The 23972-nt window shown below is 73.4% G+C and carries 13 protein-coding genes; 3 read left to right on the plus strand and 10 right to left on the minus strand.

Annotated features, from left to right (window positions below; genetic code table 11):
- The first annotated feature begins 142 nt into the window (after positions 1-142).
- Positions 143-1105 carry a LysR family transcriptional regulator gene (locus MW290_RS11390; RefSeq protein ID WP_250194773.1) on the plus strand — a complete coding sequence of 321 codons (963 nt, stop codon included), beginning with the start codon at positions 143-145 and terminating at the stop codon, positions 1103-1105.
- A 12-nt stretch (positions 1106-1117) separates the two neighbouring features.
- Here MW290_RS11390 and MW290_RS11395 read toward each other — a convergent pair whose 3' ends face one another.
- A complete protein-coding gene (locus tag MW290_RS11395) occupies positions 1118-2041 on the minus strand; it encodes a tripartite tricarboxylate transporter substrate binding protein (RefSeq protein ID WP_250194774.1) in 924 nt (307 codons plus the stop codon).
- Positions 2042-2249: 208 nt separating this feature from the next.
- Between MW290_RS11395 and MW290_RS11400 the strand changes: the two genes are divergently transcribed.
- Entirely contained in the window at positions 2250-4820 is a 2571-nt protein-coding gene (locus MW290_RS11400) for an FG-GAP-like repeat-containing protein (protein ID WP_250194775.1), read from the plus strand.
- 47 nt (positions 4821-4867) lie between these two features.
- Here the strand turns inward: MW290_RS11400 and MW290_RS11405 are convergent, their stop codons facing one another.
- Positions 4868-5353, minus strand: a complete 486-nt coding sequence (locus tag MW290_RS11405; protein ID WP_250194776.1) for a hypothetical protein — start codon at positions 5351-5353, stop codon at positions 4868-4870.
- 78 nt (positions 5354-5431) lie between these two features.
- On the opposite strand from MW290_RS11405, the gene MW290_RS11410 reads away from it, so the two are divergent.
- Entirely contained in the window at positions 5432-5674 is a 243-nt protein-coding gene (locus MW290_RS11410) for a hypothetical protein (RefSeq protein ID WP_250194777.1), read from the plus strand.
- 22 nt (positions 5675-5696) lie between these two features.
- Here the strand turns inward: MW290_RS11410 and MW290_RS11415 are convergent, their stop codons facing one another.
- From MW290_RS11415 to MW290_RS11450, 8 genes are read right to left on the minus strand one after another with little or no spacing between them, the layout of a single operon-like run.
- A complete protein-coding gene (locus MW290_RS11415; RefSeq protein ID WP_250194778.1) occupies positions 5697-6362 on the minus strand; it encodes a hypothetical protein in 666 nt (221 codons plus the stop codon).
- Positions 6349-8004, minus strand: coding sequence for a putative porin (locus tag MW290_RS11420; protein ID WP_250194779.1), 1656 nt, complete (start codon positions 8002-8004; stop codon positions 6349-6351). The genes MW290_RS11415 and MW290_RS11420 overlap by 14 nt, the downstream gene beginning before the upstream one ends.
- A 20-nt stretch (positions 8005-8024) precedes the next feature.
- On the minus strand, positions 8025-8687 hold the full coding sequence (locus MW290_RS11425) for a TonB C-terminal domain-containing protein (protein ID WP_250194780.1): 663 nt from the start codon (positions 8685-8687) through the stop codon (positions 8025-8027).
- Entirely contained in the window at positions 8684-9085 is a 402-nt protein-coding gene (locus MW290_RS11430) for an ExbD/TolR family protein (RefSeq protein WP_250194781.1), read from the minus strand. The genes MW290_RS11425 and MW290_RS11430 overlap by 4 nt, the downstream gene beginning before the upstream one ends.
- A gap of 10 nt (positions 9086-9095) precedes the next feature.
- Positions 9096-9497, minus strand: coding sequence for an ExbD/TolR family protein (locus MW290_RS11435; RefSeq protein WP_250194782.1), 402 nt, complete (start codon positions 9495-9497; stop codon positions 9096-9098).
- Positions 9497-11200: a DUF2341 domain-containing protein gene (locus tag MW290_RS11440; protein WP_250194783.1), complete on the minus strand. Its 1704-nt coding sequence runs from the start codon at positions 11198-11200 to the stop codon at positions 9497-9499. Before MW290_RS11440 ends, MW290_RS11435 begins: the two co-directional genes overlap by 1 nt.
- A 29-nt stretch (positions 11201-11229) precedes the next feature.
- Complete coding sequence (locus tag MW290_RS11445) at positions 11230-22218, minus strand: filamentous hemagglutinin family protein (RefSeq protein WP_250196705.1); 10989 nt, start codon at positions 22216-22218, stop codon at positions 11230-11232.
- Positions 22219-22264: 46 nt separating this feature from the next.
- Entirely contained in the window at positions 22265-23905 is a 1641-nt protein-coding gene (locus MW290_RS11450) for a ShlB/FhaC/HecB family hemolysin secretion/activation protein (RefSeq protein WP_250194784.1), read from the minus strand.
- Positions 23906-23972 lie beyond the last annotated feature (67 nt).

The raw sequence follows: 23972 nt of genomic DNA on the forward strand, positions 1-23972 counted from the left end.
GCCCGGCCTCTTGCCGCCGGCGTCCCGGCGACATAGGGCAGGCGAATGTCTGTGCTCGCAAGCCGATGCCATTCTCAGCAAGCATCTCGCAAGAGTCGAATTCGAATAGAGTCCATGACATTCAAATATTGAATGTCAGCACATGGCCCCCAGCTCCACCACCACACCCGCCGTGCTCCATGCGCGGCTGATGGCGCGTGCCCGCCTGCGGCACCTGCAGCTGCTGGTGCACATCGCCGAGCTGGCCAGCCTGCAAAAGGCAGCCGAGGCCATCGGCATGAGCCAGCCCGGCGCCACCCATGCGCTGGCCGAGATGGAGTCCATCCTCGGCATGCCCTTGTTCGAGCGCCATTCACGCGGCATGCGGCCCACCGCGCTGGGCCATGCGCTGCTGCCGCCGGTGCGTCAGGCCATCCGCCAGGTGCTGGCCTGCGCCGAGACGGTGGCTTCCATGGGCGCGGGTGCCGCGGGCACGGTGCGCATCGGCACCATCGGTGCGGGCTTGTCGGGCGTACTCGCGCGGGTGATTCCTTCCTTCAGCAGCGCCCAGCCCGAGGTGGTGGTGGACGTGCAGATGGTGGCCGTGGACGACCTGCTGCAGCTGCTGGAACGCGGTGAGGTGGACCTGCTGTGCTGCCGCGCGCCGCCGCAGCTGCCGTCCGCGATGAGCTTTCTGCCGCTGGCGGAAGACGGCTATGCAGTGGTCTGCGGGCCGCAGCATCCAATGGCCGGTCGCCGCGGTGTCAAGCTGACCGAGCTGGCCGCCCAGGTGTGGCTCACGCCGCCGCCCACCGGCATTGCGGCGCGCGACTTCCATCTGCTGTTCGACCTGCTGGGCGGCCCGCCCCGCACCTGCTGGGTCAGTGGTCGCGCGCTGCTCCTTACCCTGGCCATGCTGCAGCAGCGTGAGTTGTTGTCGCTGATCCCGCGCAACACCGCGCTGCAGATGCTGGAGGCCGGGCTGCTGGCCGAGGTGCATTGCGCGCCGGGCTTGCTGTCGGCGCTGCCGCCGGTGGGCCTGGTGGCACCGGCCGACCTGAGCCGCTGCAGCCAGGCCACGCGCCGCTTCGTCGAGCACGCGCAGCAGGTGTTGGCCGCGGCTTGAGCCGGCGGCCGGTCAACGTTCCAGCACCCGCCGCCGGTACACGCCGATGTCGGCCGCCACGGTGGCCGCGAAGCGTTGCTGCCCGGCGGCATCGGGCACGCCCGAACCCAAGGCCTGCAGCCGCTGCTGAAGGGCGGGCTGGGCCAACGCCGCCAGCAGCGCGGCCTGCAGCCGATCGCGCGCCGGGGCCGGCGTGGGTGCGGCCACGAACCAGCCGGCCCAACCCAGCAGCGGCGCCTGCCTGCCACCGGCCGGGCTGGGCAGCCATTGCCCCAGGCGCGCCAGCACCTTGAGCTGGCCACGTGCCACCAGCGGCGTGGCCACCGGCTCGGCCACCACCGCGATGTCCAGATGTCCGCCGATGAGGTCGTTGACCATCACCGAAGAGCCCTTGTAAGGCACGCGCACCAGCGGCAGCCCCAGTTGGCGCTCGATCAGCGGCAGCGCCAGATGCTGCAGCGTCTCATGGCCCGGGTGCCCGGCCGACAGTGGCTTGCCGCGGCGGTGCGCAGCCGCGGGCAGTTGTTCCAGGCTCTGGGCTTCCAGCCCGGGCGCCGCTACCACCACGAAGTCCGCCGTCCCCACCTGGCCCAACGGCACCAGGTCGGTGGGTTGGAAACCGGCCTGCGGCACCAGCAGCGGCGCCAGGATCACCGCATTGACGTTGCCGGCCAGCACCGTGCAGCCATCGGCCGGCTGCCGCAGCACATGCTGCACTGCCAGGGCCCCCGACACGCCGCCGATGTTGCGCAGCACGAAGGTCTTGCCGGTCTCTTCGCTGGCTGCTTCGGCCACCAGCCGCATCACGGCGTCCATCGAGCCGCCGGCGGGGTAGGGCACCACCAGTGACACCAGCGGTCCCTCGCAAGGCCAGGCCGGCAGCGCCAGCGGGGCCAGCAGGCAGCCGATGGCCAGGCGCAGGCGGTGGAAACACAAACCTCTTCTCACCGCCTGATCCTGCCACCAGCAAGGTGCGCCGCGGCCGCGGGTTCTACGGATGCGGCTTCGGCATCGCTTGGGCAGTTCAGAATGCCGCGCCCTTCAGACAGGGCCCGCGCCCACGTGGCGCGGAACGACGAACAACATGGGAGTGGAGATGCTCAAAGCAAGGAGCGGCGCCTGGCGCCGAACCGCGCGCTGCGCGTTGGCAGCACTGGTCCTGAGCGCCTTGGCCGCCTGCGGCGGCGGCGGGGGCGGCAGCGGGTCTGGCAATGGCGAGGGCGCAGGCGCTGCGCAGGGGCCGGTGGCGGGTGCCGACTACTACCCGCTGAACGTGGGCGACCGCTGGCTGTACCGGGACGGTGATGGCGTCACCATGCAGGTGGACGTCACCGGGACGCAGCCCGTGCAAGGCGGCACGGCCCTGGTGGTGAGCACCCAGGGCGGGGGTGACGTGCCCGACACCGCGCTGTACCTCAAGACGGCCACCGGCGTGCAGGTGCTGACCGAAGCCGGCAGCGACCCGACCCTGGCCGCGCTGGGCCGCCTGACCCTGCTGCGCCTGCCCCTGGTGAATGGCGACCGTTGGGTGATCGCCGACCAGACGCTGGCCGGCGTGCTGGACGTGGACGCCGACGGCAAGGCCGACACCGTGACCCTGCGCATGGACGGTGCCGTGCTGGGCTTCGAGACCGTGGAAGAGGCAGGCCGAAGCCATGCGCAATCGGCCCATGTGCAGACGGTGCTGCGGCAGACGGTGCAGCTCAGCAGCACCGGCCAGACTGTGTCGAGCACGCTCACCTCCGACGACTGGTATGCGCCCAACGTCGGCCTGGTGCGCAGCCGCGTGGCCATCAGCGGCTCGGGTGGCAGCACCAACACCGTCAACCGCGTCACCGGCTGGCGCGTGGCGGGGCAGCGCAGCAGCAGCGGGGTGCCCACCATCACCAACCGGTTGCCTGCCGCCGGCGCGACGGTCTACGGCGTGGCCGTGCAGCAGCAGGTGGGCTTTGACCGCCCGATGGACACGGGCGTCGCCCCGGAGCGCGCTTTCAGCCTCACCGGCCCCGATGGGCAGCCGGTGCCCCTGAGGGGCTACTGGAACGACGGCGGGCGCACGCTCTACATCGAGGAGACCTACCCGCTGGCCAGCGGCCGCTACACCGCCCGTGTCAGCGCCGCGGCGGTGGACCTGATCGGCAACCCGGTGGGCGAGACCAGCTGGACCTTCGATGTCGATGCCAGCGCGCCGCAGGCCACCTTGGTATCGCCCACCGCCGGCGCCCCCGAGCTGCCGCTGGACAGCGTCTTCGTGCTGCAGCTGGACGACGACCCGGAACCGGCGTCGGTGAACGACAGCAACGTGACGCTGGGCGATGGCGTCCGGCAGGTCGAGGCCACCGTCACCTTGTCGGGTCGCACCATCACACTGCGGCCCAAGTCGCCGCTGCGCACCGGTGCCCGCTACACGCTGGCCGTCAACTACCTGGCGGATCGGAATGGCAACGTGGGGCAGATGCAGTACTGGCAGTTCACCGCCGACCCGGGGCGTTTCGCGGCGCCGCAGAAACTGCTGGCAGGCAGCACCGCGCAGGCCGTGACCATCGGCGATGTGGACGGCGACGGCCGTGCCGATGCCGTGTTCGCCACGGGCTACAACGCTTCCAGCGACGCTGGTGCCTTCAAGCTGGTGGTGCGGCGCGGGCTGGGTCAGGGCCGCTTTGCGGACGAGCAGCGCTACACCACCATCGCCGACTTCAGCAGCCAGATCGACTCGCTGACCGTGGCCGACCTGGATGGCAACGGCCGCCAGGCCGTGGTGCTGGCCGCATCCGGCCGGGGGCTGCAGATCTTCCGCCAGCAGGCCGACGGCACGCTGGCCAGCAGCCAGGTGATCGACACCCGGGACAGCTACATCGTGCGTGTGGCCGACATGAACGGCGATGGCCGCCCCGACCTGGTGAGCGCGCCCTTCGTCGGCAGCAGCGTGTCGGTCTGGCTGCAAGGCGCGGACGGTCGCTTCGGTGCAGCCACCAGCGTCAGCCTGTCGGTGAAGTCGTTCGGTGACCTGTCGGTGGGCGACGTGGACGGCGACGGGCGCCCCGACATCCTGGCCACGAGCGATTCGTTCGACGGACCGCTGGGCATTGTGCTGCGCACGCCGGACGGCGGCTACGCCAGCCCCTGGTACCCCAGCACCTTGCCGTCAGGCACCTGGGTGGACGGCCTGGCCATCGGCGATGTGACCGGCGACGGGCGGGCCGATGTGGTGCTGATGCAGACCTTCAATCAGCGCGTGACCGTGCTCGCGCAGGCGCCAGGCGGCGGCTTTGCCGCGCCGGTGGCCATGGCCAGCATCGGCAACCCGGCCCACGGCAAGGTGGCGGACCTGGATGGCGACGGCCGCAACGACCTGCTGGTGTGGAGCTGGGGCGGCTACCCCATCGGCTTGTACCGGCAGCGCAGCGACGGCCAGTTGGGCGCCCTGGAGAGCTGGCCGGTGAGCGAATACGGCAGCAGTGCGCCCGACCTGCTGGCCATCGGCGACCTGGACGGTGACGGCCGGCCCGATGTGCTCTACGGCGCGGACTGGCTGCGCCAGCGGCCGGTGCTGCGTGAAGAACCGGTGGCCGCCACGCCGCTGGCAGGGGCCCGCGCGCGGGCCATGGCGGCCGCACCGGTGCGCAGCGCTGCGCAGCCGGTCGCCGGCGGCTCGGGCCTTGGCCTGAATCAGCGGCTGTCGCGCCTGGTGCGCGGCAGCGCCGAGTCGCGCTGAGTGCAGCGGGCCAGGCACTGCCCGGCCCGCCATGCCGCCCGCCGGGCTCAGGCCTTGTCGGCCGCTCCGCCTTGCGGGGCTTCTTCGGCCTTCGGCCGGCCGGTCTTCAGGCTGGGCACGCGGTCCAGCGCGGTCAGGAAGGCTTCGTCGGGCAGGGCGGCGAGGGCGGCGATGCCGGCGCGCAGCAGCTCGCTCTTCTTCACGTGGCGGTGCAGCACGGTGCCGCGCTGCTTCAGCTGCGCCAGCAGTTCGTACTCGGCCTTGGGCATGGTGAAGCTGTCGCGCACCAGCTTGGTCTTGGCCTTGGGCACTTCCGGCGTGGCAGGCGCGGCCAGCACGGCGGGGGCAGCGGGCCGGTCGGCCGCCGGCTTGTCCGACTTCTTCTTGGCTGCCGCCTTCGGCTTGCCGGCCTTGGGAGCCACCGGCTGGGCGGGGGCGGCCGGCGGCGCCGCTTCAGCGGGGGCCTGGGCGGCGGGCTGGGCGGCCAGCTCGGCCGCGATGGTGGACTTGCGTTGACGGGTGACCTTGGTCATGCTGCTTTCTTGAACGAGGTATACGGTATAAACAGTTTATACTGAATACCCGGCAACAGCCACCGGAAAGGGATCGTCATGCAGTACTCCAGCCATGCATCACGCTTCTCACCGGTGTCGGTGGGGGCCTTGATCGAACCCGCCTTCCTGCGCAGCGTGCTGCGCGACATGGAGGCCCCCACCCACCCCGATGCGGCCTGGGCCGACGCTGCGTTGGCCCAGGCCGCGCCGCTGCACGGCGGGCCGGCGCAGCTGCTGGCCGCCGCAGCGCTGGCGTTGCAGCAGCTGGCCCACGGCCAATGGCCGGGCGCCGGCAGCTGACCGCAGCGCCGCCCGGCGCGCTTCAGCGCGCGGCCGGCAGCCGCAAGGCGTCGGCCTGCGTGCGCAGGTCCTCGGCCACGTTCTCGATGCGCACCTGTGTCAGCCCCAGCAGCGGGTCGCCCTGCAGGGCGGCTTCGGTCGGCGTCCTGGCGCGGTAGCGTTCCACCGCCTGCAGCGCCAACGCATGCAGCTGGCGGTTCTTGTCCTCGGCCCGGGCCAGGGCCTGGGTGGTGCGTTCCAGCAGCGCGCTCACGCTGGCCGTGGCGCGGCGGCTTTCGGCCAGTTGGGCCCGCAGCTCGGCCAGCTGGCCGGCGGCCTGGCGCTGGCGCTCGGCAGTGCTGGCGGCTTCGGCCTCGCGCTCGCTGCGCAGGCGCTCGGCCTGGGCCTGCTGGTCGGTGCGCAGGGCGGCCAGTTGCTGCTGCAGGCTGCGCAGCTGGGCCTGCAGGCGGTCGCGCGCCTGCTGCGCCGCCTGGGCCTGCGTCGCAGCGGCCTCCTTGTCGCGCTGCAGATCGCTGCGCTCGGCCTGCACCGTGGCCAGCTCGCGCCGGGTGTCGTTCAGCGCAGCCTGCGCGCGGCGCAGGGCCTCGCGGTCGCGGTTGGCGGTGTTGTCCTGGGCGGCCGCTGGCAGCGCGCAGGCGGCGGCCAGGACCAGCGCCCAGACCTGGGGTCTGCGTTCAGAACCGCGCATTGAGGTCCACCTGCAGGGTGTCGAGCTTGTAGGGCGCATTGCTCAGGTACAGGCTGCCGTCGTCCAGGTTGCGGGTGCTGGTCCAGCGCAGGCCCACGCTGGCGTTGCGGTCGAACGCGTAATGGCCGCCCAGGGTCCAGCCCTTGTAGTTGGTGCCGCCGCCGTTCCAGTTGGTGTCGGTGAAGGCGTCCAGCCAGGCATCACGCTCGAACTTGCGCATCGCCACGAAGGCCTGCCAGTCGCCGCGGTTGGCCAGGCGTTCATGGCCGGCCAGCAGGCGCAGCTGCAGGCCGGTGGTCTTGTCGGCCAGCTGCAGCTGCGGCAGTCCGGCGCGCTGGCGGATGTCGGCCAGGTCGAAGGCGCTGTTCTTCACCCAGTCCAGCGTCAGGCCCACCTGCACCGGATCGAAGTGCTTGAAGGTCAGGCCCGTGGTCAGGTTCACCGGCCGGAACTTCGAGGCCAGGCCCCACACCGGGCTGGCGGTGCTGGTGGGGTCGTTCAGGTTGATGAGCGTGTTGCCCTTCTGCCGGGCCGAGGCCGGGTACTGGCTGCTCTGGTAGGCCACCGTCCCTGCGCGCGGGCCGGTGGGCGGCGGTTCGGTGGCCTGCACGCCGGCGACGTGGCGGAAGTCGTACACCGCCAGGCCCACCCGCCATTGGGTGTTGGCGCCCAGGGCCGCATCGGCGCCCAGCTGCAGGCCGTAGAGCCACTTGTCCTTGCTGTCCACCGACAGTTCTTCCAGCGGGAAGGCGCCCGCCGTGGCAAAGGCATACACGCCGCTGCCCAGGTTGGTTTCGCCCTGCACGGCCACGCCGTCGAAGTTCAGGTCGTCGGGCCACAGCAGGTCGCTGCCGTAGAAGGGGTTGGGCATGCGGCCGCCGATGAAGCGCAGGTCATGCCGCGGCTCCCAGCGCAGCCAAGCGCGGTCCAGCACCACGCTGTACTTGTTGAAGTGGCTGCCCAGCGTCTGCGAGGTGGAGGTGGGCCCGCTGAGGTTGCCGGTGCTGATGCGGATGGCGGTGCGCGTGTCTTCCGACAGCTTGGCGTTGACGCCGAAGCGCGCCCGCAGCGTGAGGCGGTTGCGGTCTTCGGTGGTGTTGGTCAGGTCGGGCGCCCAGGCCGGGGCGCCGGTCTGCGCGCGGTAGAACTCGGCCGGCAGGTTGTCGGCCGCGAAACGGTCGGTCTGCCAGCGCAGCCGCACGTCGCCCTCGAAGCCGATGGCCTTGACCCAGGCCGGCACCTGGCGGGCATCGGCCCAGCCTTCTTCGCGCGCCTGCTGCAGCACGTCGAGCTTGATCTCCTCGCGCATCTGCTGGCGCAGCGTCTCGGGCACGTAGGGGATGCGCACCACGCTGCCGCGGGCGCCGGCTGGCGGCGTGCCCCAGCCGCTGGCGGTCGGCGCGGTGCCGGCCTGGGCCTGCCGCAGCAGCCCGTCGGCGCGCTCGCGGCTCAGCAGGCCCTGGCCCACCAGCGCCTCGATCAGCGCCTGGGTGGTGGCGCGCAGCTTTTCCAGCTCGGCACGCTCGTCGGACTGGGCGCTGGCCGGCAGCGCGGCGGTGCCGGCCAGCGTCGCGGCCAGCAGTGTGCACAGCAGCGGCCGGCGCGGCGGCGTGCGTCGGTGGGGGGCGTGTAGGGGTCGCATGGTCATGGTCGTTTCGGGTTTCAGGCCGGCCGCAGGCTGAGGCGGAAGCGCATCGGCTGCGGCAGGTCGGGCGGGGGCGGCAGCTTCAGCTCGCGGGTGGCGTCGGCCAGCGCGCTGCGCAGTTCGTCGTCGGCCCGTGGCTGGCCGCTGGGCAGCAGCTCGAAGCGGCGGATGGCGCCGTTGGGGTCGATCCACAGCTGAACCTCGGCGGTGGCCTGTGTGGTCTGGCCCTTGAGGTGGCGCTCGATCGCATCGCGCAGCAGCTGGCGGGCGGCCTGGGCATAAAAGCGTTCTTCGGCGCGGCTGGCACGTGTGCCGCCGCCGCCGTTGCCGGTGCCGGTGGTCAGCGGGCCGGTGGGCACGCCTTCCTGCGTGACGGGGCCGCCGGCCAGGCCGCCGGGTGCGTCGCCGGTGGGGCCTTCTTCTCGCACCTGCTGCGGCTGCGGCGGCTTGACGTCGGGCTGCGGCACCGGCTGCGGCTGCGCCTGGGTTTCCTTGGGCTCGGGGCGCTTTTCTTCCTTGGGCGGTGGCGGCGGCGGCGGCGGCGTGTCGGGCAGCAGCGCAATACGCGCGACCTGCCGCTGCGGCGCCGGCGGACTGCCGGCCAGGCCGCGCAGCCACCACACCAGCGCGGCGACCAGCAGCACCACGGCCACGAGGCCCAGGAGCTTCCTGCTGCTCATGTGCCGAACCTGCCGGTGATGAAGGCCATGTTCACGCCCAGCCGGTTGCACAGGTCCACCACGGCGATGACGCCGCCGTACTGCGCGCCGGCCTCGCCCTTGATGGCGACGGACATCTGCGCATCGCGCGCCTTGGCGGCCTGCAGCCGCGGCTCCAGCTCGGCCAGCGTGACCGGTGCGCCGTTGGCCAGCAGCGCGCCGCCCTGCATCACCTGCAGCACGATGAGTTCGTGCTGCTCCTTCGCGGGCTGGTTGCTGGGCTTGGGCACGCTGATGGTGAGCCCCTGCACCGAGGCGGTGGTCATCAGGATGAACACCACCAGCAGCACGTAGGCCAGGTCCAGCATCGGCGTGACGTTGATGGTGTCGTAGGGCTTGGCGTCGGTGTTGACTTGCATGGCAGGCCCTTCACTTGGCGCGGGTGGTCACCAGGCCGATCTCGGCGATGTCCAGGCGCTTGGCGATGTCCAGCACCTGCACCACCACGTCGTACTGCGCGGCGGTGTCGCCCTTGAGCACCACCGGCAGTGCCGGGTTGGCGGCCTTGTAGTCGGCCAGGCGGTTGCGCAGCTCGTCCAGCGTCACGGGATAGGCGTCGAGGTACAGCGCACCGTCGGCGGTGACGGTGATGGCGCGGGTCTGCGGCTTGGCCAGGTTGTTCTGCGCCGTGGTGGCCGGCGAGTTCACCTTCACGCCCTGCACCGAGGCGGTGGTGAGGATGATGAAGGTGACCAGCAGCACGTACGCCAGGTCCAGCATCGGCGTGATGTTGATGTCGTCGTAGGGCTGGTTGTCGGCGCGGACGTCCATCAGCGCGCCCCGTACAGCTCGGCCACGCGGGTGATGAACTCGTCGACGAAGATCTGCATGTCGGCCGAGATGTTCTTGATGCGCGCGGCCAGGTAGTTGTAGCCAAACAGCGCCGGGATCGCGACGCCCAGGCCGGCCACGGTGGCCAGCAGCGCGGCGGCGATGCCGGGCGCGATGGCGTTGACGTTGACGTCGCCGGCCGCGGCGATGGCCGCGAAGGTGATCATCACGCCCACCACCGTGCCCAGCAGGCCGAGGAAGGGGCCGCCCGAGATGGCGATGGTCAGCAGCACCATCTGGGCATTGAGGCGGTGGCTTTCGCGCACCAGGTCGGCGTCCACCGCGGCCTTCACGGCGTCCAGCGAAGCGCCCGACAGCGGCGGCGCGCCGGCCACGCCCACCTGGCGCTTGGCCAGCTCGCGCACGCCGGCCTGGTACAGCCGGAACAGCGGCGACTGCGCATGCGCGGCGGCGGCCTGGTCGAGCAGCAGCAGGTCGTGCGTGGCACCGCGGAAGCGCTCCAGGAAGCCGTGGTTGGCCTTGTCGTCGCGCCCCACCATCACCGCCTTGGTCACCATCACCCAGGCCGCGACCACGAACATCACCCCCAGGATGCCGATGACCACCCAGGCATCCAGCGTGAGGTTGGACACCAGGATGCCGATGTAGCCATGGCTCTGGCCTTCGGCGGCTTCGCCGCTGTCCTTGGTGGTGGCCAGCAGCCGGGCTTCGGCGCTTTGCGAGGCGGCGGCCAGCTGCAGCCAGGCGGGGCTGCGGGCCACCGACGAGACCTGCACTTCGTCCACCACGCCACGCAGGCCTTCGCCCACGCGCAGCTCGCCTTCGATCAGCGGTGTGGCCACGTCGGCCTTGGCCACCGCCGCACCGTTGACGTAGAGCTGCGCCTGGCCGTTGCCGACGGTCAGCGCCACCTGCGTCCAGGCAGTGGGTGCCACCTCGCCGCCGGCCAGGCGCGTGCCGCCCACCCGCGCGGCCAGCTGGCCGCCCTCCAGCGTCAGGCTGATCGGGCCCCAGGCCAGCAGCGTGCCGCGGGCCACCTCGTCGGAGCGCAGCCACAGCGACAACGTGGTGGCACCACCGGCGGCGATGCGCAGCGCCGGTTGCGCCGGCCACACCAGCGGCTGGCCGGCCAGGCGGGCGCCGCCGCCCAGCAGCGCGTTGGCTTCGGGCGTGATGGCGTCGGCGGCTTTCCAGCGTCCGTCGTGGCTGCTGCCTGCGTTGTCGCGGCCATCGAAGTGGATGGCCGCCAGCGTGGCCGCATCGAAGCCGGTGCCGCTGTCGGCCGCGGCCGGCGCGGCGCTGTGGCCGGCGTAGGCGTACAGCATGTTCTTGTCGCTGCCCGGCAGCACCTGCGGCACCTGCACCCACACCACGGCCAGCTCGTTCACCGGGTCCCAGCGCTCGATTCGAAAGCTCAGCGGCGTCTTGTCGTCACCCGCCACGAAGCGCAGGTCGCTGCCGTCTTCCTTGGCGCTCAGGAAGTCGAAGTTGCCGCTGTGCAGCCGCACCGCCAGCGGCAGCGCGGCCACCGTCTCCTGCGTGGTCACGCCCTGGGCGCTGGTGTTGAGCACGATGCGCGTGCGTTGGGTCCAGTCCTTGTTCCACCAGGCGCTGGCGGCCAGCGGCAGCGCGGCGGCCAGCAGGCCGAGGACGAAGGGGCGGAGCTTGCGTGCGAGTGGCATGGGGGCGGAATGCAAGAGGGCGAAGGGATTCAGTTCGGCCCGTCGCCGAAGCCGAGGAAGTCGAGGAACACGATGCGGCGCGGGGCGCCGGCGCGGTCGGCCGCGCTGTCGAGGGCCGAGGTGGCGGCGTTGCCGGCGGCGGTGGCGGCCTGGCCCAGCGGTGCGAAGGCGGCGGTGGTGCCACCGGTCACGGTGGGTGCCGGGGCGCCGATGCTGGCGCCGCCGACGTTCAGGTTGTCCGCACCGACGAAGCGCACCGCGCCGAAGAAGGCGTTGCCGCGCGAGACGATGCCGGCGTCGCCCGCGTTGATCTCGCCACGCGGCGCATACAGGTCCAGCGTGCTGTCGGCGTTGAGCACCGCGATGCCGCTGCCGGTGAAGGAGCCGGAGGTGTCCACCACCAGGTTGCCGTTGCTGTCCAGCCGCAGCACCGGCGCCGGGGCGCCGGTGACGGTCTTGGCGCCGCGGCCAGCGTCGATGTTGCCGTCCGACGACCACAGCAGCACGTTGCCCTGCTTGAGCGTGAACACCCGCGACTGGTTGACCTCGAAGTGGCTGGCCGTGGCCGCGAAGATGCTGCCGCCGTCCACCGTCACGATGCCCAGCTGCGAAGCCGGCTTGCCGGCACCGGCGCCGGACACCAGCTCACCCGCGTTCACCGCGCCACCGGGCGCCAGCAGCGTGATGTCGGCCTGCTGCAGCGTGCGGATCTGGCTGGAGGGCAGGCGGATGTCGCCTGCCGCCCGCGCACCCGGGAACAGGGTTTCCAGTGCCAGGTAACCGGCGGCGTAAGCCGCCTCGCGCGGGCCGTCGGCCAGGCTGGCGGCCTGGCGGCCGGCTTCGCGCAGCTCGGTGGCCAGCACCTGCCGCAGCCAGGGCAGCTGCCGTTCGGTGGGCAGGGCCGCGAAGCTTTCCAGGGCCGCCGCCAGCGAGGCGGGCGCCTGACCGTTGACGCGTGCCATGTACTGCTGCAGCCCGGCCGCATAGGGGTTGCCGGCCCGCGCCGCCTGGGTGGCGACGAAGGCGGCGCGGTCGGCCGCCGGCCGGGCCTCGAAGGCCAGCAGCAGCAGCGCCCGCGCGGCCTGGGCCTGCAGGGCCTCGCCGGCAGTGGCCAGCGCGGCACGGGCCTGCTCGGTGCTCTTGTCGCGCCAGGCCGGCACGGTGCGCAGCACGCGGGCCAGCGCCGCATCCTGCTGCGGGCCCAGCAGCGCCTGGGCCTGCGCCAGCTGCTGGGCGGCGGGCAGCGCATCAAAGGCCGCGGCCTCGGTGGCGCCGCCCAGCCAGGCCTGCAGCGCGCCCGGCTGCGACAGCAGGCCCGAGACGCCCAGCGCCGCAAAGCCGCTGGCCAGCGCCTGCTGCGTGTCGCCCGGCTGCCAGCCGGCCACGATGGTGAGGTCGGCCGCGCGTGCGGGCAGCAGGGTGCTGCTGCGCTGGTTGCCGCTGGCCACCAGGCCGGTGGTGTTGCCCAGGTCCAGCTGGCGGCCGGCCAGCAGCAGCGCGTCACCAGGGCCGGCGATCTCGATGCCATTGACGCCGCTCAGCGGGCTGCCCACGATGTCGCGGCCGGCCTGCAGCAGGCTCAGCTCGCTCACGGGCAGCCACAGCGCGCGGCCATCGTCGCCGATGCCGGCGTAGCGCTGGTCCTGGTGCTGCGCGGTCAGCTGGCTGCTGGCACCCGGCAGGCGCAGGTCCTGGCCGGCCACCAGGCGCACGGGGCGTGCCGACGTGAGGTTGCTGCCCACCGTCAGATCGCCCTGTGCGGCCACCAGATGCACCGGGTCGCGGCTGCTGCGGTCCAGGCCGCCGCCGTCGTTGACGGTGTTCAGGCGCAGCTGCTCGGCCACGGCGGCCGGGTCGTTGATCGTGGGCAGGACGCTGCGGGTGGCGTTCACCGTCACCGGCTGGCTCAGCGTCAGGTCCTGGCCGGCCAGCAGGGCCAGCGCGCCATCGGCGCCGGGCTGCTGCAGCAGCGGGCCACGCACTTCCACGTTGCCGTGGGGCGCGGCCATGCGCAGCCAGGCCGGCACCACACTGCCCAGCAGCAGCGCGTCCGGGCCCAGCGAGCCCGATTCGGTCTGCTGCGCCTCGCCGTCGTAGCGCAGGTTGCCGGCGGTGCTCACCAGGTCCAGCCGGGCCAGCGGCGCGGTGTCGTCGATGACCAGCCCGCTGCTGTTGCCCAGCGAAGGGAAGGTGAGGTGCTCGGCCCGCACGCTGGCCACCCGCAGGTCGCCACGCGCCTGCACCGCCACCTGCGTGTTGCCGTGCACCAGCTGCGGCGCCAGTGCGGCGCTGCCACTCACACTGCCGCTCCCCGCCACGACGGCGCGGCCGGCCTCCAGCCACAGGCTGCTGCCGCTGGCATACAGCAGGCCGCCTGCAACGTCGCGGCCTGCCTGCAGTTCCACCGAACCGCCGCCGTAGCGGGCGCCGCTGCGGCCGTCCTGCGCCACCCAGCCGCTGCTGGCGGCCGCGGCATTCAGGTTCAGGCTGTCACGGCCGGCGTGCACGCTGACGTCGCCGCCGCCGAAGGTGGCCAGGCCGCCGTCGAACAGGTCGTAGCGCGACCACCAGACGCCGCTGTTCTCGATGCGGCCACGCCACCACCAGCGGTTGATGGCCGCATCGGCGGCGGGCAGGGGCTGGCCGATCACGTCCTGGCCGGCGCTCACGGTGATGGCACCGCCGCCTTGCAGGTAGGGCTCCACATAGCCCAGCTCGGTGGAGGCGGGCACCAGGCCGCTGAAGGCGTCCAGCATCGGCGCGCCGGCGCCGCCCTCGGTGGGCAGGCCGGTGGTGTAGACGGCGCTGCGCGCATCGGCCAGCTCGACGTTGCGTGCGGCGGCCAGCGTGAGCGCGCCGGTGGTGCTGCGCAGCAGCACGCCATCAGGTGCCGTGCTGCTGCCGATGGTGAGGCTGCCGGTGGCGGTGCTGCGCAGCGTGGCGTCGCTGCGGGCGGCGGTCAGGTCGGCGCCGGCCACCAGGGTGATGGCGCCGGCCGAGCCGGCCTGGGGCAGCCACTCACGTTCGCCGCCGTACTCGTCGGCCGCGGCAAAGCCGCTGTGCAGCGACTGCGCGATCACCAGGTCCTGCGCGGCGCGCAGCGTGACGGCGGCGCCGCCCACCTGCACGGCGCCCAGGGCGTTCTGCGCTGCCGGCGGCAGGGCGAGCTGCCAGGGCGTCGACAGGGTCAGCGTGGAGTCCGAGCGCACTTCCACGCCGGCGCGCACCGTGACGCTGGCGCCGGCCGGCAGCCGGTCGCCGAACAACCGGCTGGCGATGGCGGCGGCGCGGGCCTGGGTGGCGAAGGCATCGCTGTCGGCATTGATCGTGGCCACGCCGATCTGCGGCGTGGGCGCGGGCGGCAGGCCCGGGCCGGGGGCCGGTGAAGGCGATGGGGAGGGCGACGGCGAGGGCGATGGCGTGCCGCCCGAGCCCGGGCTGGGCGCGGGCGTGGGACCGGGCGCCGGGCTCGGCGAAGGTGAAGGCGTCGGCGTGGGCAGCGGCACCGGCGGCGAGGGCGGTGGCGGCGGCGCCGGCTGCGTGCTGGGCTCCAGCGGCGGCGTCGGCGGCACCTGATCGCCGGTGGTCGGGCCGTTGCCCGGCGACGTGGCCAGCGCACGCACCTGCTCGATCCGCGCACCCAAGGATGAGATGGTGGGCAGCGGCGGCGCGGGGGGTACCTGATCGCCGGTGGTCGGGCCATTGCCGGGCGAAGGGCCGGCGGGCGGCGCGGGCGGCGCAGGCGTGCCCGGGCTCGGCGCCGGGGGTGGCGGCGGCGGAGGCGGGGGCGGAGGGGGCGGCGGAGGCGGGGGTGGCGGCGGTGGGGGAGGGGGAGGCACAGGCGCTTCACCGCCCGGCTCCTCGCCACCGGGGATTTCGCCACCGGGCTCCTCGCCGCCCACGGGCGGTTCCTGGCCCGGGGTGTAGCCTTCGATGAGCTCCTGGCCGTTGTAGACCTTGACCGCTTCCACCTCGGCGCGGCCCAGGCCCAGCAGCGTGCTGCCGACTGCGGCGATGGCCACGTCCTGGCTGCTGCCTTCACCGATGCGCGGCGCGCGCAGTTCCAGCACGCCCGGGCTGGCCAGCGGGCCGCCGGGTCGCAGGTCGATCGTGGCGCCTTCTTCCAGGCGCAGCCAGCCTTCGCGGCTGTTCAGGCTGATGCGGCTTTCGCCCACCAGGCTGCGGCTGCTCAGCAGCGCGCCGCTGCGCAGCAGCACGTCCTGCCCGGCCGACAGCGCGATGCTGGCCGGGGCGCTGCGCCCGCTGGCCACCAGGCGGCCTTCTATGGTCAGCGTGCCGGCATCGGCCGACATCGACAGTTGCCGGGCCGCCAGCTCGCTGCCGGCGGCCAGCGTCAGGTCGCCCTGTCGCTGGCGCAGCGCGATGCGCTCGGCCAGGTTGTTGCCGCCGCCCACGGTGGCCGCCAGCGCAGCCAGGTCCAGGCCCTGGCCGGCGTCCACTTCCAGGCTGCCGCCGCGCGCCTGGGCACCGCTGGCGCGGGCCTGCAATGCGCCTTCGACGCGCACCTGGCCCTGGGTGGCCACCAGCTCGATGCGGCCGGCATGGCCCTCGCCCACGGCGCTGGCATCCAGCAGCGAGCCGGCCGCAAGCCGCACGCTGCCGGCCTGGCTGACCAGGGCGATGCGGCCGGCGGACAGGTCCACCGTGCTGCCGTCCAGCGTGCTGCGCAGGCCGGTGGCCCGCACGCTGCCGCCCGCTTCCAGCGCCAGGTCGCCCACGGCCTGCAGGCTGACCTCACCCACCGGCGCCAGGATCTGCCCGGCATGCACCAGGCTGCCACCGCTGGCAAAAGCCAGGCGGCCACCCGCGCCCGCAGCCGGCAGTTCGGCGGCCGGCACACCGGCGGCGGTCGGGGGCAGGGCTTCGATGCGCAGGTCGCCCGCGGACCGCCATTCGGCCTGCCCGCCCAGCGCGGTCTGCACCCGCTGCGACTGCAGGGTCAGGCCACCGCCGGCGTTGAGCGTGCCCACGCCTTCGGCCTGGATGACGCCGCCGCTGGTCAGCACGGTGTGCGCAGCGGCGATGCCCACGCTGCCGTCGCCCCATGCCAGCAGGCGCTGCGCCTGCAGCTGCAGCGTGCCCACGGGCGCCGTGGTGCTGGCCATGTCGGCCACCACGCCGGTGGTGTTGGCCAGCCGCAGCTCGCCGGCCCGCAGCGAGGCGCCCGCATCGGCCAGGGTCTTCAGCAGCGGCGTGTCCAGCGCCAGCGATCGCAAGCCGGTGCTGCCCAGGCTGGCGCCGGCGCCGAAGTCGATGGATGAATAGCTGCGCAGCGACAGCCGCTGCGTGCCCGACAGGGCCGCGGCCAGGTCGGTGGTGAGCTGCAGCGCCTGCGGATCGAACCGGCCCTCCTGCTGCGGCAGGCCCACCTCGATGTGACCGGCGGCCACCGTCACGTCGGCCGCCACCGGGCGCAGGCCTGCGGCCACCGTGGTGCGCTGGGTGGCGTCCAGCAGCAGGCTGCCGCCAGCGGCGGACAGGCTGACGTCCCGGTCGATGGACAGGGTGCCGGTCTTGCGCAGGGCGGCGCTGCGCTGCACCTGGGCATCGGCCGTGGCGCTGGCGCGCAGCAGGGCGCCGTCGCCGGTGACTTGGTAGTCGCGGGTGGTGGCGACGTCGGTGGCGCCGGAGCCGGAAGCCGTGGTCAGCAGGCCGACGCCGGCGCCCAGGCTCAACTGCTCGGTGGCGGCCAGCAGCAGGTCGGTGCCGCGCAGCACCGAGTCGGTGTCCTTGAGCGCGTTGAAGCGCAACTCGCGCGCGGTGACGGTGAGCAGGTCGGGCGTCGCGCCGGGCCGGGCGCCCAGCACCAGCGTCTGCGCGCCCAGCGCATTGAGCTGCGCGACCGACAGCGACAGCACCCCCGCCTCGGCCGACGGCGCGCCGATGGCCATGCGCTCGGCCGCGATGAAGGCCTGCCCGCCCCGTGCGCCCACTGTGGCCGCATCGGCACCGAAGCGGGCATTGCCGGCCAGCGAAGCCTGCTGGGCGGCCAGTACCAGCGTGCCGCCATCGGCGGGCAGCGGCGGGCGTGGCTGGTCGGCGGCCTGGGCCGCCTCGCTGTAGAAGCGGGTGGCGGTGGTGGTGCGTACCTCGGAGGACAGCCGGGCCTTGTCCGAAGGCGTGATGCGCCAGGTGCTGGACAGGGGGTCGCGCAAGGTGGTGCCCGCGCTGCCGGTGAGCGCGCCCACCAGGCTGCTGCCGTCGGGCTGTGGCAGGCTGGTGCCGAATTGCAGCGGCGTGCCGCCGGCCTGCGGCTTGACGAGGAAGGCCCCCGGCAGCAGCGCATAACGCGCCGGCAGCAGCGTGTACGCGCCTTCGGGCAGCGGGCCGCCGGGGCCGACGATGAGCTGCCGGCCGGCGGCCGGCGCCGTGACGGACCAGGTGGCGTCGTAGGGCGCGCCGTTGCGCACCGTGGGCACGATGGCGTAGGCGCCATCGCCGCCGGCGAACACGTCGGTGGAGCCGCCGGGGCCGGGCACGAACAGATAGCTCAGCACCTCGCCACCGCCCGACAGGTCGAGCAGCGCGTCGCGCTGCACGTCCACCGCGCCAGCGGTGGATGACAGCGTGATCTGCTTGGCCGGCACGCTGCCCGCGGCGTGGCCATCGCCATCGGGCAGCAGCAGGCCGGCGGCCGACACCGAGGTGATGCTGCCAGGCGCCAACGTGAGGTTGCCGCTGGCCTGCAGCGTGATCTGGCCCAGCGGGGCGCGGAGGATGCCGGCCTGTTCGATCTCGCCCGCCCGGATGGTGAGGCTGCCGCGTGAGGCCAGGGGCGCCTGCACGCTGCCGGCCGCCTCGTCGCCGGCGGCGATGCGCACGGAGCGGTTGCCGGCGTCGATGGTGAAGCGGCTGTCGGTGGCGGGGTAGAGCTGGTCGGCCTGCAGCCGCAGGTCGGCGCCGGTGTTGAACGCGCCGTTGCGGCCACTGGCGCCCAGCAGTTCCACCAGCCGCAGGTCGCCGCGGCTGCGCAGGTCGATGCCGCCGAAGCCCTGCGTGGCCAGCGCGCCTTCCAGCGACAGCTGGCTGCCGGCCTGCACCAGCAGCTGGCCGTTGCCGCCGCTGGCGACCGGCGCCGGCCGTGTGCTGGTGCTGGCGCTCACCGGGGCCTGGGTGTTGGCCAGGGTGACGGTGGCAGCGCTGAGCTGCACCGGCGCTGCCGTGCCCGCGTGGCCGGTGTCGACCGCCGCGCTGCCGTAGCGCAGCGCCGGCGTGTCCAGCCGCAGGCTGCGCACCGGGGCCAGCGTCACGCCATCGTCCAGGCGGATGGCGTCGCGGGCGGCCAGGCTCACATCGGCCACGCCGGCCGCGGCCACCCAGTCGGCACCCACGCTGGCGTTGCCGGTGAGCTGGCGCGGTGCGGCCAGGTCGGCCGGTTGCAGCGTGGCCGTGCTGCCGCCGGTGTCGCGGGTGATGCGCAGCTCACGCTCGGCGGGCAGCGCGGTCAGGATGCGGCTGTCGGGCACGCTGGCCAGCGTGACGGACAGGCTGCCGCCGGCCGATCCCGCCACCCCGGCCGCTGCGTCCGCTGAGGCCGCTCCTGCATCACCGCCGCGTGCGGAGAAGCTGCCTTCCAGCTGCAGGTCGCGGTTGGCGCGCACCGTCAGGCTGCCGCCGTTGCTGGCCACCGTCTGACGCTGCACCACGGGGCCGCCGGCGGCCTGGCGGGTGACGTCCAGCGTGCCCACCGCGCCATCGGCGCGCAGCTGTGCACCCTGCTGCAGCACCAGGCTGGTGGGCGCGGCGGTGGCCGCGTCCAGCGTGATGCGGCCGCCGTCCAGCACCGTGCCCTGCCGCAGGCCGTTGGCCGCGGGGGTGAGCACGGTGCCGCCGCTGACGTCGATCAGGCTCCTGCCCCCCAGCCACAGGTACTGCGCGTTGTCGTAGTCCTGCCCTTCCTGCGGGCCGCTGCGGGTCAGCCGCAGCGTCACGCTGCCGCCCGTGGCGCGGATCTCGCCGTCCATGGTCAGGCGGCTGTTGGCCTCCAGCTGCGCCGTGGCGCCGGCCGCCAGCGACAGGCCGGCACCGGCGCCCACGGTCAATGCGCCGGCACCTGAAGCCAGCGACACGTTCACCGCCGCCGGCAGGGGCGCCAAGGCACCCGCAGGCGCGGTCACGTAGGCATCGAGCGCGCTGCCGGTGGGCGCGTCACGCAGGCCGGGCGCGGCCGTCCAGGCGTCCAGCCGCGGCGCGATCACGGTACCGGCGGCCAGGTCGAGGAACTCGCGGCCGTCCAGGCTGTAGCTGGCAAAGCCGCCGCGCGAGAAGAAGCCTGCGTCCAGGGTGGTGCTGGCCTCCGGGCCGCCCGGCGCTGCGCTGCCGATGCGGATGCTATCGGTGGCGATGGACAGGCTGCCAGGGCGGCTCAGTGCATGGCCGCTCAGTGCATGCCCGCTCAGGCTGCCGCCCAGCAGCAGGTTGGCGCTGCCGGTGACGTCGGCGCGGCCGCTGGCCAGGCTGATGCTGCCGCCGCTGCCGCCTTGCACGCCGCTGGCGGTGACCACCGCGCCACCGTCCACGTCGATGCTGCTGCCGGCCTGCAGCAGCACGCCGCGGCGCGACTGCAGCGTGACGCTGCCGCCGTGGAGGGCGGTACGGGCCAGCGGGCCGTCGGTGCGTTCGTTCAGCACCCGGCCTGAGACGTCGATGCCGCGGCCCGCGGCCAGCGTCACGTCGCCACCGGCCAGCGTCTGCGCCTTCACGCTGCCGCCGCGCGCCACCACGTTGGCGCTGATCACCACGCCGCCATCGCGCGAGGCCATCTGCAGGTTGCCGCGGTCGGGCAGGGCCAGGTCGCCTTCGATGCGCACCTCGGCATTGCTGGCCAGCGTGAGCTGGCCGAAGCCGCCTGCCATCACCGTGCTGGCGGCCACGCGCGAGTCCGCGCCCAGCGGCGCCTGCAGCGGGTCGAGCCAGAAGCCGCTGCCCAGGCTGCCGGCCTGCGCACCCAGCCGCAGCGTGCCTGCCACCACGGCGCCGGCATAGCTGGTGCCGCCGAAGGGCTGCGCGTTCTGCAGCGTGCCGACGGCCAGGCTGCCCAGCGTGGCCATCGCGTCCAGGCCGGTGCGCTGGCGGTCGCCGGCCACCGTGTGGGCGGCCAGCTGGCCGTCCAGCACCACGGTGGGGGCCACCACGCTCACCTTGCCGGCCGCCTGGCCGTCCACATAGCCCAGCGCCCTTTCAGCCGGCAGGCTGCTGCCGTAGGCGGTGCGCACGCCCCAGCGGTCGTACAGCGGCTTGGGCGAGCCCTTGTCGTTGATGGTGCGCTCGTACACCCGGTCCTTGGGGGCGGTGTTCAGCGTGTACAGGCTGCCGTCCTCGGCCACCACGCGGGTGGGCGTGACCATCGCCTCGGTGTAGCTCACCCGGCCGCCGGAGACATCGATGCGCGCCCGTTCATGCATCACCACCGCGCCTTCGGCCCGCAGGTCCACGCTGCCGCCGGTGGCCAGGCGTTCTTCGGCCGTGCGCTGCACGGCATGGCGGTAGCTGTCCAGCTCGCCCAGGATGGGGGAGTCCGTCGCATCCAGCTTGTCGCGGATGTCCAGCGTGACGCGGTTGCGCGAGAGCACGCCGTCCTTCTGCAGCGGCGCGTCCTTCAGGTCGTTGGCGCCCAGCAGCTCGGTGGTGACGAAGTGGCGTGCCGCGCTCACCACGGTGCCGGTGGTGCCGGCCACGTCGATGGTGGCGCCCTCGGCCAGGCTGATGCGCGCCGTGGGGTCGCTGGCGGTGAAAGGGCGGCTGGTCAGGCGGTCGGCCCGGTAGTCGGGCGCGCCGGCCCGCAGCGTGACGCTGGCGCCCGGCGCCTGGATGAGGGCGCCCGCGGCCAGCGTGATGTCGTGGCCGGCCAGCGCGATGCGCGAAGGCACGAAGGTGGCATTGCCGTCGGACGTCGGCGCCGCGCCGGTGGCCGGCACGGCGGGCGTGATCTCGATGCGGCTGCCGCTGCCCAGCACCAGCGAGCCGGCGCGCTGCGCGCGCTTGTACAGCTCCGACCCTGCCTCATAGAAGTTCTCGGTGCCGGCCGGCCCCACCTGCGTGCCGCCCTGCGCCAGCAGCAGCACCGAGCCGTTCTGCGACACGCTGGTGGTGGCGCTGATACGCCCCGACTGGTTGACCGCCAGACCCACCAGCGTGGTGTTGCCGCGCGGCGTGCTGATGCTGCCGCCGGCCAAGTTGGCCACCGAGCCGTCGCGGCCGGCGGCGGCGCCCACCTCCACCAGCAGGCCTTGCACCGCTGGCACGTTGGGGTTGACTTCGGAGGCGTAGAGGGCCTCGCTGGTGGGCAACTTCAGGTGCACCTCGCCGCCGCCGGCCAGCACCGTCTGGCCGCCGGGCGTGGTGATGCTGCCGGCGTTCTCCACCCGCTTGGCGAACAGGAACACGCGGCCGCCTTCGGCGGTGCGGATGTCGGCGCCGGCCTCCACCCGCACGAAGTTGCGGCTGTCGATGAAGTCCTCGGGCGCGCCGTCGTACCGGAAGGCGGGGCCGCGGCCCAGCGTGCGGCTGGTCAGGCCGTCCAGGAAGTCGGCATCGGCCACGTTCAGCGTGCTGGTGATCAGCGAGCCCACGTCCACCCGCGCGCCCTGGCCGAACACCACACCGTTGGGGTTGATCAGCCACAGCTGGCCGTTGGACTTGAGCGCGCCCTGGATCACGCTGGGCGACAGGCCGCCGATGCGGTTGAGTGCCGCCGCGTTGGCATCGGGCAGGCGGAACTCCACGCTGGCCGCGCTGCCGATGTCGAAGCGGTTCCAGTTGTAGATCGCGCGGTTGCCGCCCTGCGTAACCAGCATGCTGTTGGGCTGGCCGGCCGGCCGGCTGAGCACCGGCGCCACGCTGCCGGTGTAGCGGCTCACCCACTGCGCGGCCGGCGTCGGCAGCGCGCTGGGCGCCGGTTGCGCCAGCACCGATTGCAGCGGCCACACGGCCACCAGCGCCGCGGCCAGCGGGTGCAGGTGGGCGGAAAGGCGGCGGCGTTGGGGGTGGCGGGCCATGGGCGTTGCGGCAAGTGCGCGGTGAGGGAAATGAAGGGGCTATGACTCAGAACTGCGCCAGCAGCCGCAGGTGCAGCCGGGCGCCGCTATCGGGCGTGGCGCTGGTGCGCTTGTGGGGCCAGGCCAGGTCCAGCTCGGCCTGCGCGGTGCTGGCCAGCTTCAGCCGCAGACCCAGGCCGCTGCCCAGCAGGGGCACCCGGCCGGGCTGGCCGGGGAAGGGGTCTATGGTGGTGGCGCGGGCGGCGTCCAGAAAGGCCAGCAGCGCGATCTCGTGCGCGCTGGGCAGCGGCTTGCCTTCGGCGCTGCGGGCGCCCAGCAGGTTGGGGCTGCGCCATTCCAGCGAGCCCAGCAGGGCATGGTCGCCCGCGGCTTCGGCCTCCAGGTAGCCGCGCACGGTCTCGGCACCGCCCAGGCTGTACTGCTCGCCCGAGACCAGCGGCTGGCTGGCCAGCTGCCAGCCCAGCCGGCCGCTCAGCAGGCCGCCGGCCAGGGGCAGGCTGTGTCGGGCATCGCCGCGCCAGTAGCCAAAGCCGCCGTCGGCACCGTTGCGGCTGCACTGGAACTGGTCGATGGGGCCCACGTTGCCGTCCGACGTGCAGGCGATGCTGCGCATCAGCAGCGCCTTCACACCGAACACGAAGCTGGTGTTGACCGTGGTCTGGCCCCAGTCGCTGCCCCACTGGCCGTTGTAGCCCAGCTGCAGCGGCACATAGCGCAACGGGTTGGTCACGGCGTTGAGGTCGGCGACGTCGGTGCGCTGGTCCAGCCGCTTGTAGTCGGCCCCCAGCACCAGGCTGTGGAAGCTGCCGGACCCGGCGAAGCTGCGCATCCAGCGCAGGCCCAGCGTGGTGCCCTTGCCCAGCACCGACACCGCGCCCACCGGCTCCAGCAGGCTGTCGGACACCACCAGGTAGCCCACCAGCGTGTCGGTGGCCGACAGCGGCGCCGTGTAGTTGGCCACCAGCACCTTGGATTCGCTGGGCTCCTGCGGCGCCACGATGGCGGTGAGCGACAGACCATGGTCGCGCTGGAACAGGTTGTCGTAGCGCAGCGTGGCCGACAGCCGGGTGGCGGAGGTGCCGGCCGCATGCCGGTTCGTCAGCTCCACGCTGCCCGACAGCGGCAGCTGGTCGGTCACCTTCAGCTCGGCCTCCACGGTGCCGGGGTCGCGGCCCGGCCGCAGCACCGGCTGCAGCTGGCGCTCGGGCCGCTGCAGCTGCGCCACCTGCTGCTGCACGGCGTTGAAGTTGGGCACCTGGCCTTCGGCCAGTTCGGGCAGCCGTTCGCGGATGGCGCCCTGGCTGTAGTAGCGCGAGCCGGTGATGCGCAGCCGCTCGACCCGGCCTTCGGTCACCTGCAGCCGCACCACGCCGCCGTCCACCCGCTGCTCGGGCACGTCCACGAACACGGTCAGGTAGCCGGCCTGCTGGTAGGCGCGTTCCAGCGCCTCGCGGGCCTTCTCCACGTCGGCCAGCTCACGCTGTTCGCCCATGAAGGGCATCACCGCCTTCTCGATGGTGGTGACGGGCAGCACGCTGTTGCCATCGACCTCGAACTCGAGGATGGCGAAGCGCGGCGCCGGCTCGGGGGCCGCGGCTGGCTGGGCCGCTGCAGGCAGAGCCAGGCCGGCCACCAGCAGGGCGGCGGCGCAGGCGCGCGAAGGGAGAAAGGCGTGCAGGAGGCTCACCGCAGGAGTGTCTGAAGCGGGGGTTGAGGGGGCATGACCCGCCCCCTCTTCGGCATGGGCCGAACGG

The organism is Aquincola tertiaricarbonis, from assembly GCF_023573145.1.
GTDB lineage: Bacteria > Pseudomonadota > Gammaproteobacteria > Burkholderiales > Burkholderiaceae_C > Aquincola > Aquincola tertiaricarbonis_B.

Bases quoted from the DNA above. Each gene is read 5' to 3' on its own strand.
- MW290_RS11405 (WP_250194776.1), bottom strand. From the start codon at position 5,353: ATGACCAAGGTCACCCGTCAACGCAAGTCCACCATCGCGGCCGAGCTG.
- MW290_RS11425 (WP_250194780.1), bottom strand. From the start codon at position 8,687: ATGAGCAGCAGGAAGCTCCTGGGCCTCGTGGCCGTGGTGCTGCTGGTC.
- MW290_RS11440 (WP_250194783.1), bottom strand. From the start codon at position 11,200: ATGCCACTCGCACGCAAGCTCCGCCCCTTCGTCCTCGGCCTGCTGGCC.
- MW290_RS11410 (WP_250194777.1), top strand. From the start codon at position 5,432: ATGCAGTACTCCAGCCATGCATCACGCTTCTCACCGGTGTCGGTGGGG.
- MW290_RS11435 (WP_250194782.1), bottom strand. From the start codon at position 9,497: ATGGACGTCCGCGCCGACAACCAGCCCTACGACGACATCAACATCACG.
- MW290_RS11390 (WP_250194773.1), top strand. From the start codon at position 143: ATGGCCCCCAGCTCCACCACCACACCCGCCGTGCTCCATGCGCGGCTG.
- MW290_RS11430 (WP_250194781.1), bottom strand. From the start codon at position 9,085: ATGCAAGTCAACACCGACGCCAAGCCCTACGACACCATCAACGTCACG.
- MW290_RS11415 (WP_250194778.1), bottom strand. From the start codon at position 6,362: ATGCGCGGTTCTGAACGCAGACCCCAGGTCTGGGCGCTGGTCCTGGCC.
- MW290_RS11445 (WP_250196705.1), bottom strand. From the start codon at position 22,218: ATGGCCCGCCACCCCCAACGCCGCCGCCTTTCCGCCCACCTGCACCCG.
- MW290_RS11420 (WP_250194779.1), bottom strand. From the start codon at position 8,004: ATGCGACCCCTACACGCCCCCCACCGACGCACGCCGCCGCGCCGGCCG.